The sequence below is a fragment of the Bartonella sp. AA2SXKL genome, from assembly GCF_042197205.1.
Lineage (GTDB): Bacteria > Pseudomonadota > Alphaproteobacteria > Rhizobiales > Rhizobiaceae > Bartonella.
The window spans coordinates 120631-134598 of the sequence record NZ_JBHIRN010000002.1 but is presented as its reverse complement, the minus strand read 5'-3'; the positions used below and the strand labels follow the sequence as shown (position 1 = coordinate 134598).

Here is a 13968-nt window from a genome sequence, read left to right as displayed (position 1 = left end):
AGTCACATTATGCCATCAGCAAAAAATGCAGAACGCGCCTCCATCGTTTTAACAAAATTAAAGATCTTAGATGACTTCCTCAATAATGACAATTTATTTGAAATTGTCATCAATCGCCCTGGCGAAGTAATCGTTGAGGGTCCCAATGGTTGGCAAACCCACATCTTAAAAGAGCTAACCTACAGCGAACTAGAAGGGATTGCAAAAGTTGTTGCTGCCTACACAACACAAAAAATCAGTGTAGAAAACCCCGTTCTCTCCGCAACACTGCCAAACAACGAACGCATACAAATTGTTATGCCTCCAGCAGTTGCAGCCAATACCATTAGCATGACCATTCGTAAACCTTCATCACGCACTTTTTCTCTTGAAAGTTTACATGAAAACAATCTGTTTTCTGTCGCCCAAAACACCAGTTTCACACCCACGCAACAAATGACAGAACGGTTATCCGAACTCTCTGATACAGACAAAGAGCTAACAGATCTCTTTATCGCGAAAGATTTTTGCACCTTTTTAGAAAAAGCCGTTATTACACAACAAAATATCTTAATATCGGGAAAAACCGGTTCTGGTAAAACAACCCTCTCCAAAGCTTTGATTGCAAAAATCCCTGACTATGAACGAATTCTCACCATTGAAGACACACCAGAACTTGTCGTTCCGCACGCCAACAAAGTGCAGCTCTTTTATTCAAAAGATAACCAAGGCTTAGCAAAAGCAGGCGCAAAAGAACTGCTTGAATCAGGCTTACGCATGCGCCCCGACAGAATCCTTCTACAAGAGCTGCGTGATGGTACAGCCTTTTACTATATCCGTAATGTCAATTCTGGTCACCCCGGCTCCATTACCACCGTCCACGCCTCAACAGCCCTTGCAGCCTTTGAACAAATGACCCTTTTAGTCAAAGAAAGTGACGGTGGTGGTAATTTAGCACGCGATGATATCCGCGGCTTATTAATCTCGATGATAGATGTCATCATCCAATGTAAACGTTTGGAAGGAAAATTTCGTGTAACAGAAATTTATTACGACCCTTTCAAGCGCCGTGATGCTTTTTAAAAAAACGCCACCCTCACACCCTTTTTTATAAGCAAAAACTATACCAATAGAGCTTTCTTAAAAACACGATTATAAGCCGCGGATATCATCGCGTGCTAAATTACCACCATAGCTTCAAGTTCAGTGTCAATAATCGAAAACAACAAGTAAAAAGAAGTAAAAATATCATCCCCATTCCCAATCACGAATGCGCCCCACAGGAAAACCAAAACGTGCCGAAAATGATATCTATAACCCTATATTTTTTCTGATTTTTTTTGACATCAATATTTGCAGGAATATCGATACAAAATTTAGTATCCGCTTCACCTTTAGCTTCAGACAAAAGCTTCACAAACACCTTTTAATATACGAGATCCTGCTTTATGTGCCTTATCCATTATTATTCTTTTCGATATTCATCAAGGCGCAATATAAAAATTTTCTTCAACGCATTCCTCTCTGATTTTGTCAAATTACCTCAAGATGATTGACTGTAAATATCTTCGATCAACACCGGAATATTTTAACCACCAAAAAAGGGTATAACTTTATATCCCCCACTTTTACTCTTATGCTTTTAAACCTAACTTTCCTTGGCTTTCTCTCAACCCTTGCATAAGACCACCAGCATCTGAATGAGTAGCAATAAAAGAAACAATATCAAATAATTATTCAGGCGATATGCCTTCTTCTTTCACAGAAATTCAATAAGCTGCCATTTCAATCACGGTTTGCATACATCATTCAATATACGGAAACACCCATAACGATAATGATGTAAATGAAAAGCTAACTTGAAGTGAATGATCAGAAATATCAAATATCCAAATGACAAAACAAATCTTACCTATCTTCAGCTATATCTCTTAACCCTTGTCACTTCTCTTAACCCTTATCACTTTTCTCAAAAGTTTTAAGCGTTTTCTCATGAGGAATATACATATCAAACGGCAATCCTCTTTCATCAACAACTTTTGTCAAAGCAATACGGATGAAATCAGACACCGTAAGTCCTAAACTTGCTAATATTTCACCGAATTTTTTTTAACGCCCTATCTATGCAGGCACATACAACGTCTTTTGTCACACCCATATTAAACCTCTTTTGATTACCTCTCTTTTGCCATATGGCTTAATAGGGCTTATACAGCATAAGGCTTTATCCTTGCCCTTACCGTATCATATCTATTGATCTTGCACGCGCTATTGCGTTGATTTTCTCCTGTTGTCTCTGTTGCAAAAACTTAACTGCCATTTGAAATTCTTTTATGCGTTCTTTATTATAAGACTGTTCTTTGGGGATTGCTTTTGATAAATCAAAACCATATTTATGAATGGCATCATGTCCAAAACGTTTATCTAAAACACTTTGTAGCTTTAAAAACTCTTGATTAACCTGCTCTGGTATCTTTGAATAACTATCACAACCAGCTTCAACATTTTTCATAAAAGTCACTGCTTCTTGTGAAAGTGACGGAACCTCAACTTTCAATCGCTCACGCTCCCGTGTAACACTAACCATCAGCGTCTCATAAGAATTCTCATAAAAGGATTGAAGCAGTTTAATAGAAGAAATAGCAAGAGGAACATGATAAAGCGCTTCTTTTCGTTCTTTTCCTGTAGCCTTCAATTTATCGATAAAACGATCTGATCCACGCAGTTCGCCCGCTCTATCAGGTGCCCTATCCAAAATATCAGGAAGTTTATCGCCTTTACCTGCTAAAATCGTTTGCTCAATCCTAAACGCAGCCTCTTGTGGATCTCTATAAATAGATGCTAAATGACTGTTTAACTCCTTAAACACATCAATGTAAGATTTTTTATTTCTAAGAGCGCTTAGCACCTTCTGTTCTAGATTAGAATTATCTATATAAGCAGCAAGGTATGGCTCTCGTTCTGTTGCTTTTGCAACAACATTCAAATCATTTTGTAATTGTTCAAGTTCTTCTTTTTGACGTTTAGCAAAACTTGTCTTTTCTCTATCCCAAGGAGTTTCAATCTTCTCTTTTTGTTGTTCCAAGCACTCTTTATTAAGATAAACGCCAAAAGCAATATTTTTGCCAATACCTTGAGAAACATCATCCCTTTTATTTTCTGTAAACTTGATAAGGTTCTTATAGATGAGTGCAGATAGATATTCTGAATTACCAAAATGTGCTTCAATTGACGCACGTGTCATTTCTTGTCGCTCAATACCCTTCCAGTTGATATGATAACCAGCTTCACGAGCCAGTTGCACCATAAATTCACGCTGAGTACGCCCATTCCCCTCTCGAAACGGATGCAACGCATTCAATTCGCCCATGTAATACCCAGCCCTTTGGCTAAAGTCATAAGCGCCAAGACCACGCAGATACTGTTCTTTTGCAAGCTTTTGCGTAATCTTCGGTGCATAACTTTCAATCTGATTATAACTAGCAAACATACTATTGCCTTTGGCAATATCCACTAAACGAACTTGTCCCGCCCATTCATATATGTCACCAAACAGTCTTCTATGAATCTCTTTCATGTAATTCAGATCAAACTTACCACCAATAGGAGTATGTACAAATTCGAAAGATTTTACATAAGAAATCGTAGATTCTACACGTTGCAGTGTGGCTTTGTCTTTAATACCAAGCCGATTATACATCACACCAGTTTCAGGATCAGTATAAGGATCACCGCTCCCCTTATACTTCTCCACGTTTTACCCTCTCCATATAATCTTTGAGGATATCACTTGTTTCAAACTCTCCAATAATAACACGTTCCATTTGCTCAACGACTTTTGGATCTGGCTCTAATCCCTCTAAACGTTGGCTTGCCAATGCATTTTCAGCATAGAGGCGACGCAGCTTAATTTCCTCTTCACTCAATATATTAAAACCCTCCTTTGCTTATATTTATTATAGCCAAACAGACTATAGAAACAAGATTTTATTCCTTGTCTTACCCGCGTTACATCTTTTGACCTTGTACGCTCATACGCATGATTTAGCTCTTGTATACGTTTCTGTTGCAAAAACTTAACTGCCATTTGAAACTCTTTTATGCAATCTTGATCATGGGACTGTTGTTAAGGATTTTTTTTTGATAGATCATAATTTGTTTGCATAGCAAGCCAAGCACGTGCTGTGCTTACACCAGACATTTCAAGCCTAATAGCAAGATTAGCACTCATAGCGGCTTTTCCATTTAAAACTCTAGAAAGTGCTACACGAGATATACCAAGCTACTCTGCTGCTTCATTAAAGGATAAACCAAGCTCTTTGATCACATCTTCTCGCAATAATTCACTGGGATGTGAAGGATTCTTCATCATTGTTTAGATCTGCTTTTTGATGACAATCCAGATAATCAACCATTTCCACATCTATGCTATCAAAGCGAAATATTACGCAACAATTTCCATTTACAGTAATTGACTAATAATCCTTGAAATCACCCTTTAGCAGATGTAATTAAAAGGATGGATAACTCAAATCTTTTGGCGATACATCTCCTTCAAGAGCACTTAGAATACGCTTTAATTTTTGAGCATGGGCGGTTCTAATCCCTTCAGTCGTACCAGTATTATAGAAGGCTTCAATCCTTTTATGTTTAAATCTTAAAATTGTAAATGAATATAGAGTGTACCCTTCCAAGATACAAAAAATGTTCATTATTTTTACATCACACGGCTTTTTTTACTTTATAAACATTAGAACTGTCGTGAAAAAATTGCTCATTCTCATCTCTTTCTCATTATTCTACTAATTATTGGAAAAGTATAAGTTCATAATTAGGAGGAGCTAAACGTAATAGGAGCGTATCATATCCCCAATTGGCAGCGGCACTTAGAAACATCAAGATGATATAACCACAATGACCATTGCTGTTTGATGTTCATGAGGCGCTGCACCCGCTGTATGTCCAGTAAAAAGAATGAATAACACTTAAACTCCCGTTCTATCAAACTTATGTAAATATAATCATTTCTGATTAAATATACTGTTGATTTCCTGCTTCTTCGAGGCTGGTTTCACCAAAGTCACAGGACATTGCCCAGAGCATTCCTCTCCACAGGCTGACACGGTGGAACTCACCGCCAAGTTTTTTAAATTAATCGCGGCATTAATGTCTCTATCATGGTTCGTACCACAATGAGAACATCTCCACTCACGTATGCTAAGAGGTAATTGTTCAATCTTACATCCGCAATGATGGCAGATCTTACTGCTCGCATACCAACGATCTGCAATAACAATCTGTCGACCATAACGTGCCGCCTTATATTCCAATTGACGGCGAAACTCGAAAAAGCTTTGATCTGCAAGGGCACGCGATAAATGCTGATTTTTCAGCAAACCTTTTACATGAAGATCTTCCAGACAAAATGTACCAAAACGCTGAATTAAATCTGTTGTAACCTTATGCAAATGATCTGTTCTGATATTACTTATTCGTGCATGAAGCTTAGCGAGTTTTTGTTTCTCCTTATAACGATTGCTCGAGCCTTTTTGCTTACGGCTTAGCTTTCGTGATAAGCGTCGTAAACGATTTAGCAAAGCCTTATAAGGTTTAACGCTTCTTATGGTTTCTCCTGTCGAAAGCGTTGCAAGTGCATTGACGCCCAAATCAAGACCAACAATAGCTTGGTTCTCGCTCAGTGGCTCTTGATTATTGGTTTCAACGCTAAGACTTACAAACCACCGATCCGCTTTACGGCTAATGGTTACTGACAAGATCTTTCCTTGAAATCGCAATTGTTCTCGCAGACGAACCCAACCAAGTTTGGGAATTCTTATCTTGGAACCTTGCAACTGTACTTGATCATTGGTTAAAGTAAAACGATCGTGCACTCCTTTCTTTCTCAAAGTGGGATATCGGCTTCTTCCTGAAAAGAAATTCTTAAAAGCCATACCCAATTGAATAATTGCCATTTGTGGAGCATTTTTAGTGACTTCCATTATCCATGGAAATTGTTCTCGTTTTAGAGAATTGAATTGTCTACGTAGCGCATAGTCATTAGGCTTTGTAAATTATTATCTTTCTTCCATGCTTCATATTGCTGCTGCCATTCCTTCAGTGCCCAATTATAAGCAAAGCGCGCGCAACCACTGGCTCGAGCCATGTAGCTTCGTTGTTTATTGTTTAAGTCTAGAGCTATTTTGTGAGCAACAATCATTGCGATGCTTCTACAGCTTGACGAACATTCTCTAATAACTTTTGATTTTTTCTCGAACGACTTCCATAAAGACGAGCACTGAAGACAGTAATAATTTCTAAAACATCTTTGGCTAAATCTTCTTCAAAACTGCTTTCTTCTCCTTGATTGAGAATGACAACCTCAACTTGTTTGGCTTCACAAATGGCGAAGACCAATTCCGCACCAAAGCGCAATAAACGATCTTTATGCGTAATCACCAAACGACCTATTTCATTTTCAATGAGAGCATCCAACAAACGTTTAAGACCTTTTTTACGATAATTCATCCCTGACCCTAAATCAGAGATGAGTTCATAAGTCCACCTTGGCTTGCGCAATAAAGCTCGAGAACCTGTTTTTGTCGCTCTAAATCGTCTTTTTGATCATGGCTCGATACACGCGCATAAGCAATGGTTTTTCTTTGTGATAGTTCTCTCGAATGAAAAGCTCAGGTCTAAGCCTAGATAGGTCATAACGGCGGTGACCTCCTGCCGTGTGCTCAGAAATAATTTTGTCTTCACATTCCCAACGGCGTAGAGTGCTGATCGAAACACCCAAAACTTGAGCGGCCTTACCTATCCCAATAAATCTATCCATAATGTGTATTATTACACAGATATAAATAGATTACAAATAAGCTGTTAAAGCCCCCCACTACAAACTCTGTTAAACTAATAACCGATTTACGAATAAGTAAAAGAAAAAGGAAAATCAAAAAAAGGCATATTTTTTATATCTTACGAACTATAGAGAAATCTATACGCATTGTAGTTATTAGAATTGGACTTTCCTTTTGTAATTGCCAAAATCCCGCATTAAAATCAGACCTTTATTCAAAGATGATCTGATAATTTTTTCAAAAAATTCAAGATTCCTCAAGTGCAGTCCCCATGCGTACATCATGATGAATAATAACATCCATCAACTCTGTCACGACAGTGTCCAATACTTCTCGTGCATCGCCTTCAGCCATAAGGCGGATAACCGGCTCAGTTCCAGAAGCGCGGATCACCAGCCGTGCCTCTTTTCCTAACCGCTTCTCTGCTTGATCAATGGCCGCTTTGACGGGATTTTTTTTCAAGACATTTTTATTTTTAATCGTTACATTTTTTAAAATTTGCGGTACAGGTTCAAACCGTTTACACAATTGGCTCATAGGGCTTTGACTTTCCTTCATACAGGCTAAAATCTGCAATGCAGCCACCAAGCCATCACCCGTTGTACCAAAATCACTAAGCACGATATGGCCAGAAGCCTCACCACCAACATTATATCCCTTTTGGCGCATGGCATCGACAACATAACGATCTCCAACTTTTGTCCTTACAAGGTGCAACCCTTTGCTATTCAAGAAACGCTCTAGTCCAAGATTTGACATAATCGTTGTGACAACACCATTGCACCGTAATCGTCCCATTTTATGCCAATTTTCAGCAATTACAGCAATTAACTGATCTCCATCAACCGTTTGTGCTTTTTCATCAACAATGAGAACCCGATCTCCATCTCCATCAAGAGCAATCCCCACATCAGCACGCACTTCATGCACTTTTCGTTTTAAAGAGCTTAAATCGGTTGATCCACATTTTTGATTAATATTGGTCCCATTGGGCTCATCATGAATAGCAAAAACCTCAGCCCCCAATTCCCATAAAGCACGGGGAGCCGCTTTATAAGTAGCCCCATTGGCACAATCCACAACAATACGCACAGTATCTAAGCGAACATCACGCGGCAAAGTTCGTTTGGCATATTCAATATAACGATAAATATCTCCCTCAACCCGTTTTGCATAACCAATTTCGGCAGAACTTGCTAAAGACTTTGAAAGATCTGTATCGATCAATTGTTCAATTTTCGCTTCCATATCATCTGAAAGCTTAAAACCATCAGGACCAAAAAGTTTAATTCCATTATCATAGAACGGATTATGAGAAGCAGAAATCATCACCCCAAGATCCGCTCGCAAAGAGCGGCAAAGCATTGCAACAGCAGGGGTTGGCACTGGACCCAATAAAAAAGCTTCCATCCCCGCAGCAGTCAACCCTGAAACCAAAGCGTTTTCCAACATATAGCCAGATAATCGTGTATCCTTACCAATCACCACACGATGAGATTGATGTTGTGAGCGAAATAAAACCCCTACAGCCATCCCCACCTTCATGGCAAAATCGGGTGTCATAGGAAATGAATTGGCTTTCCCCCGAATTCCATCTGTACCAAAATATTTTTGCACCATGCCTCTTTCCTTTAATATATAATTCTTCCCTTGGCTTTTCCTTAAAACCCTAACAAGCCCCCTTCACCATCTACACATCTAAACCACTCTCAAGCAATTATGTTTACACCCTCACACATAAAAGCAATATTATCTCCTCAAAATGCTCTATACATCCCTTTAACACAACCAACGGATAATTTCACACACTTGCTAAATCCGTAAAGAAACCCAGCACCAAACCTCACACCCTACCAAATCAGCAAGGAAATCTATCGCCTAACCTTACAACCCCCTACCACATTAGAAAAGCAACAGTCCACCTCGCCTTGTAGCATGCTAAAGCCGCCATCATACAACGGCTTTGCTTAATTTTTTGCTTCCATATTTTTGCAAATATTACAAGAAAGGCGCAAACAAAACTTGCGCCTTTCTCAAAGAATTTAGAAGTTTTCCTAAAACATCGTCACTCAAGCGATATTAAACGGTTCTTATTTTTCTTTATCATGTCCCGCAGTATTGGACTTCTTTTCAGCATTACTTTTAGAGCGGTTGACTGATTTTGTGGTGCCTTTTGTGCTTTGTGCTTTTTTCTCAGTCTCATCCGATTGCACTTCTTTAGACTGAGCCTCCTTAGGCCCAACATTACCGGATTTTGCTGTTTTTTTCCCAACAGCTGCCTCTGCTTTGCCTGCCTCGCCTTTATCTGTCTCTGCTTTATGAAGCACTGTTTTAGGGGCTGCTTCAGCGTTTTTTTCATCTACCACTGTTATCTCTGCTCTGACCGTTCCAGTTTTTGGAACAGAAGACCCCCGTGGCGCAGCACCCTCATCTTTCTGTGTGCGTGAAGGAGGCTTTCCTGCAATAACTTCGTTAATTTCAGCTCCCGTTAAAGTCTCATATTCCAACAAACCTTGTGCCAAAGCAAACCATTCTTTTCTTTTTGTTTTCAAAATGTTTGTCGCATTTTTATAGGCATCATCAATAAGCTTACGCACTTCCATATCAATCATGCGCGCTGTTTCTTCAGAGACATTTTGTGTTCGCGCAACAGAATGACCCAAAAAGACTTCATCTTGGTTATCGCCATAAGCTACATTTCCAAGCAGATCAGAAAATCCCCACCGTGTGATCATCGCGCGAGCTAATTTCGTTGCTTGTTCAATATCAGAAGAAGCACCAGATGTGATATTTTCCTTTCCAAACTTTAATTCTTCAGCCACACGTCCACCCATCATAATGGCCAGACGAGAAATCATCCACCGATAACTCATGGAATAGCGATCGCCTTCAGGCAATTGCATCACCATTCCCAATGCTCTTCCCCTTGGAACGATTGTTGCTTTGTGGACAGGATCAGCAACCGGCACATTAAGAGCCACAATAGCATGTCCTGCTTCGTGATAAGCAGTGAGTTCTTTTTCCTCTTGTGTCATAGCGGTTGAACGACGTTCAGCCCCCATCATCACCTTATCTTTGGCATCTTCGAATTCTTGCATCGTGACAACTCTTTTATTACGGCTCGCAGCCATAAGAGCAGCTTCATTGACCAGATTCATCAGGTCTGCACCGGAAAATCCTGGTGTTCCCCTTGCCAAAATTTTCAAATCAACGTTAGGCGCTAAAGGCACGTTGCGCACATGCACTTTCAAGATTTGTTCACGCCCAGAAACATCAGGGTTTGGCACAACAACTTGTCGGTCGAAACGCCCTGGTCTTAACAAAGCGGGATCAAGCACATCGGGACGGTTTGTTGCGGCAATAAGAATAATACTTTCATTGGGCTCAAACCCATCCATTTCGACAAGCAACTGGTTTAAGGTCTGTTCACGTTCATCGTTTCCACCGCCAAGACCAGCCCCCCGATGGCGTCCAACAGCATCGATTTCATCGATAAAGATAATACAAGGTGCATTTTTTTTAGCCTGTTCGAACATATCGCGCACACGGCTTGCCCCAACACCAACAAACATTTCAACAAAATCAGACCCTGAAATGGTAAAGAATGGCACATTGGCTTCACCTGCCACAGAACGTGCTAGCAAAGTTTTACCGGTTCCTGGAGGACCAACAAGCAAAACACCGCGTGGGATACGCCCCCCTAAGCGTTGAAATTTTTGTGGTTCGCGTAAAAATTCAACAATTTCTTGAAGATCTTGCTTTGCTTCTTCAACGCCAGCAACATCTTTAAAGGTAATACGTCCTTGCGCTTCATTAAGCAATCTTGCTTTCGATTTCCCAAATCCCATTGCACCGCGTGACCCATTTTGCATTTGCCGCATAAAAAAGACCCACGCCCCCACGATAATAATAACAGGTAATAAGGAAAAGAGGAGATTGAGGAAAATGCTATTTCCAGAGCTTTCAGGAATAGCTTTAACATTAACGTTTTTGCTTTCCAATTTTTGTATCAAACCTGGATCGCGAGGAGCATAGGTTGAAATAGCTCTATGTTCAATGGTTTTTCCTGTTAATTTTTGACCTTGAATGGTCACAGATTTCAACTCATTATTCTCAACTTTTTGCAAAAATTCAGAATAGGAGACTTCTCCACCACCAGAACGTTGGCTATCTCCATTAAAGAGAGAAAACGACACAATCAAAATCAATGCAATAACTCCCCAAATAAGGAGAGAGCGGTAATTGGAATTCATATTCAGCCCACTTAATCAAATATAGATTTCAAACAGTTCCCCTTAACATATAACCTTGTCAGCCCCTTGCCAAGGGATGAGAAGCTGTTTATTTTCTTTTAGAGTAATTTTCCTTTATCTTTTCACCTCAATATTAAAAAAAGGTTCCACAACATTCACCAAGGCTGCATCTTCTCGTGAGGAAAGCCAATCGAAAGGTGCCATAATTCGCTTGACGATAACATGTTTATGAACAACTGCTTGAGAAATCAACTCTGGAATATCATACCCTTTATGATTTGAGATCATCAGCAGCGATTGTAAAGAGGGAAAATGAGGCTTTTCAAGCTCAAAATCGCTATTTTTTAATAAAAATTTCAGCTGTTCTAAATTTGCGGCTCCAACCTTTATAGCCTCATATCCATGATTTGTGATATGATAGCGCCCATCCCATATAAAAGTTTTATCTGGCTCAACAATAGCCTCTTTCATATTTCGCCCTTCACGCCACAAAGAAATTCCCTGCTTGTTATATTCAATAACAGAGCCCGCATAAGTAAAACGCCGCTTTTCTGGAGAATCAAGACAGAGTTTTTGAACAAGCATGCTTAATTTCTGATTGGGGAGCAAATAAAATCCCCCTCCCATCAGCACAGCAAAGAGCCCCACCACGAAAGGAAAACTGGAATGTTTCTGTAAAAATAGCGCAGGCTTTGCTATGAAACAACGTCCATGTTGGACAGTAATATCCAGTGCTAAGATCAAATCAGCAATATTTTGCGCGTGTTGACGACGCTGCAATGCGGCTTCATTTATTTTTTGAGCAATATAAGCCAATTTTTGTGGAGAAAGAGATTGACGCACGCGCACACGTTCAAAATTGCGATCTTCATTGGTTGGATCATCAATCCATGTTTGTCCTTGTAAGCGTAAATAATTCCGTAATGTTTGGCGTTTTACACCAAGGAGTGGCCGAATCAAACGCACTTTTCTATGCAACAACGCCTCACGCGGAATACAGGATAAACCGCGCTCATAAAGGGGACCATAGTTTTTTTCGGCAATATTTTTTTTTGTTTTTCTGGTATGATCCTCATCACGTATACCCTCGGCTTCACCGCGCAAAATACCAGCAAAACCACTGGCATAAACTTCATCGCGCATGGCAACAGCTTCACTATATAAAGCACCTCTATTCTTTTGGAGACGTTGATACCGCATATGATAGGTCTCAACCTGATCATTGAGTGTATGCCCCGTCATAATAAGTGATGCGCCTTGTTTTTGTGCTTCTTTAACCAAGAGATCATAGCGTGCAACACGCGCGCTGGAAGCAATATGCGTCTTTGGCTTTTCGCCTTCCCATCGCACAGTGATATGTTGAATATCATGGACACGACAAATTTTCGCAACAGTTTCTGCTTCACGCATCGATTCTTTACGCAATTGATGATCAACCGTGACAACAATCATTTCTGGAGGAAATGCGAGAGTTTCCAAATGCTCTTTGACCAAAAACATCAAAGCCAAAGAATCACTTCCCCCTGAGACGGCAAGAATCAACTTCTGACATTGAATAAAATCCGATGTTTTAAAGAGATTTCTTGCCAGTCTAACGCACACCGAAAACGACCTCGCTGTTTATTTTGCAGGTTTACAAAAAACAGATGCTAATGTTTGTTGACGTTTTGATTTTTTCACAAAATGAGCACAATCGTCTTTATTTGGCTCAAGAGCGACCATACTTCTTGCTAATTTCAGTAAAATCTCGGAGGTATAGAGCTTCTTTTTATCTGCATACCATGCGGTAAGATAAACTTGTGCTGCTTCATGATAGCGTTTTTGCCCCAACAAAGATTCGGCCAACCAAAATAAAGCATCATCACTCAAAGGATCTTTTTTGTAACGATTTTGAAAAGCGCAAAAGCTTTTTTCAGCATCAACATAGTTAGCAGAACGAATAAAATCATACCCTTCCTTATACAAAGCTTTAGAAGAAGAAAGATTGTCACTCTGATGTGCTTCAATTGGAGCACTTACTTCATGCGCTTTGTTAAAAGGTTGACTGTTTTCATGGTCATGGCTCTCCACCTTAGCTTCCACAGCAGCAACCTTTGTCTGGTCACCTGTACTATGGTCCTGCTCCATCTCTTCCTTTACAGTCTGAGATTTTTCATCTACAGCAGACTTTTCAAAAGAACAAGAATAAACAGAAGAGACTTCTGTATCAAAAAGCTCGTGAAACTGCTTGTTAACATTTTTTAAACTGTTATGCTCAAGCACCATTCGTATCTTATGCAAAAGCTTATCTAAATCATAATCTTTAAATAAAGCCTGTTGATTCTCTAAAATAATCCCTTGGTGCTCTGCAACACTAGTAGCTTTTTCCACCACATCAGATGCTGCTTTATCAGCTGCTTCAGGTGCTTCTTTCACTGCATCAACAGCCTTATTAACAGCGTCAGTGGCTTTTTCCTCCACATCAGATGCTGCTTTATCAGCTGCTTCAGGTGCTTCTTTCACTGCATCGACAGCCTTATTAACAGCGTCAGTGGCTTTTTCCTCCACATCAGATGCTGCTTTATCGGCTGCTTCAGGTGCTTTCTTCACTGCATCAACAGCCTTATCAACAGCGTCAGTGGCTTTTTCTATCACATCAGATGCTGCTTTATCAGCTGCTTCAGGTGCTTCCTTCACAGCATCAACAGCCTTATTAACAGCGTCAGTGGCTTTTTTCGCCGCATCAGATGCTGCTTTATCAGCTGCTTCAGGTGCCTCTTTCACAGCATCAACAGCCTTATTAACAGCGTCAGTGGCTTTTTCCGCCGCATCAGATGCTGCTTTATCAGCTGCTTCAGGTGCCTCTTTCACAGCATCAACAGCCTTATTAACAGCGTCAG

10 protein-coding genes and 3 pseudogenes are annotated in these 13968 nt (G+C 40.0%); 1 reads left to right on the top strand and 12 read right to left on the bottom strand.

Going from position 1 to position 13968, the window contains the following annotated elements; genetic code table 11:
- Positions 1 to 9: 9 nt before the first annotated feature.
- Complete coding sequence (gene virB11 / locus ACFINS_RS01820) at positions 10 to 1062, top strand: P-type DNA transfer ATPase VirB11 (RefSeq protein WP_375638285.1); 1053 nt, start codon at positions 10 to 12, stop codon at positions 1060 to 1062.
- Between the two features lie 867 nt (positions 1063 to 1929).
- On the opposite strand, the gene ACFINS_RS01815 is transcribed toward virB11, so the two are convergent.
- The 12 genes and pseudogenes from ACFINS_RS01815 to ACFINS_RS01760 form a co-directional block, all read right to left on the bottom strand.
- Positions 1930 to 2049, bottom strand: a complete 120-nt coding sequence (locus ACFINS_RS01815) for a type II toxin-antitoxin system RelB/DinJ family antitoxin (RefSeq protein ID WP_375705807.1) — start codon at positions 2047 to 2049, stop codon at positions 1930 to 1932.
- A gap of 166 nt (positions 2050 to 2215) precedes the next feature.
- Complete coding sequence (vbhT, locus tag ACFINS_RS01810) at positions 2216 to 3733, bottom strand: type II toxin-antitoxin system protein adenylyltransferase VbhT (RefSeq protein ID WP_375705806.1); 1518 nt, start codon at positions 3731 to 3733, stop codon at positions 2216 to 2218.
- Entirely contained in the window at positions 3720 to 3905 is a 186-nt protein-coding gene (locus ACFINS_RS01805; RefSeq protein ID WP_375628016.1) for an antitoxin VbhA family protein, read from the bottom strand. The genes vbhT and ACFINS_RS01805 overlap by 14 nt, the downstream gene beginning before the upstream one ends.
- Before the next feature lie 200 nt (positions 3906 to 4105).
- A pseudogene (locus ACFINS_RS01800) lies at positions 4106 to 4351 on the bottom strand (HigA family addiction module antitoxin).
- A 649-nt stretch (positions 4352 to 5000) separates the two neighbouring features.
- Positions 5001 to 5978, bottom strand: a complete 978-nt coding sequence (locus tag ACFINS_RS01795; protein WP_375645687.1) for an RNA-guided endonuclease InsQ/TnpB family protein — start codon at positions 5976 to 5978, stop codon at positions 5001 to 5003.
- A gap of 23 nt (positions 5979 to 6001) precedes the next feature.
- Complete coding sequence (locus ACFINS_RS01790; protein WP_375611780.1) at positions 6002 to 6142, bottom strand: helix-turn-helix domain-containing protein; 141 nt, start codon at positions 6140 to 6142, stop codon at positions 6002 to 6004.
- Between the two features lie 50 nt (positions 6143 to 6192).
- Positions 6193 to 6629: pseudogene (locus tag ACFINS_RS01785) on the bottom strand (IS607 family transposase).
- Complete coding sequence (locus ACFINS_RS01780; RefSeq protein WP_375611770.1) at positions 6584 to 6814, bottom strand: MerR family DNA-binding transcriptional regulator; 231 nt, start codon at positions 6812 to 6814, stop codon at positions 6584 to 6586. The pseudogene ACFINS_RS01785 and the gene ACFINS_RS01780 overlap by 46 nt, the downstream one beginning before the upstream one ends.
- Positions 6815 to 7082: 268 nt before the next feature.
- Positions 7083 to 8456, bottom strand: coding sequence for a phosphoglucosamine mutase (gene glmM / locus ACFINS_RS01775; RefSeq protein ID WP_375611769.1), 1374 nt, complete (start codon positions 8454 to 8456; stop codon positions 7083 to 7085).
- A 470-nt stretch (positions 8457 to 8926) separates the two neighbouring features.
- On the bottom strand, positions 8927 to 11089 hold the full coding sequence (gene ftsH, locus ACFINS_RS01770) for an ATP-dependent zinc metalloprotease FtsH (protein WP_375705805.1): 2163 nt from the start codon (positions 11087 to 11089) through the stop codon (positions 8927 to 8929).
- A 114-nt stretch (positions 11090 to 11203) separates the two neighbouring features.
- Positions 11204 to 12691, bottom strand: a complete 1488-nt coding sequence (tilS, locus tag ACFINS_RS01765) for a tRNA lysidine(34) synthetase TilS (RefSeq protein ID WP_375705804.1) — start codon at positions 12689 to 12691, stop codon at positions 11204 to 11206.
- Positions 12692 to 12709: 18 nt separating this feature from the next.
- Positions 12710 to 13968 (bottom strand): annotated as a pseudogene (locus ACFINS_RS01760) (tol-pal system protein); the annotation flags it as partial.

Bases quoted from the DNA above. Each gene is read 5' to 3' on its own strand.
- ACFINS_RS01795 (WP_375645687.1), bottom strand. From the start codon at position 5,978: ATGGAAGTCACTAAAAATGCTCCACAAATGGCAATTATTCAATTGGGT.
- ACFINS_RS01790 (WP_375611780.1), bottom strand. From the start codon at position 6,142: ATGGCTCGAGCCAGTGGTTGCGCGCGCTTTGCTTATAATTGGGCACTG.
- ftsH (WP_375705805.1), bottom strand. From the start codon at position 11,089: ATGAATTCCAATTACCGCTCTCTCCTTATTTGGGGAGTTATTGCATTG.
- glmM (WP_375611769.1), bottom strand. From the start codon at position 8,456: ATGGTGCAAAAATATTTTGGTACAGATGGAATTCGGGGGAAAGCCAAT.
- ACFINS_RS01780 (WP_375611770.1), bottom strand. From the start codon at position 6,814: ATGGATAGATTTATTGGGATAGGTAAGGCCGCTCAAGTTTTGGGTGTT.
- virB11 (WP_375638285.1), top strand. From the start codon at position 10: ATGCCATCAGCAAAAAATGCAGAACGCGCCTCCATCGTTTTAACAAAA.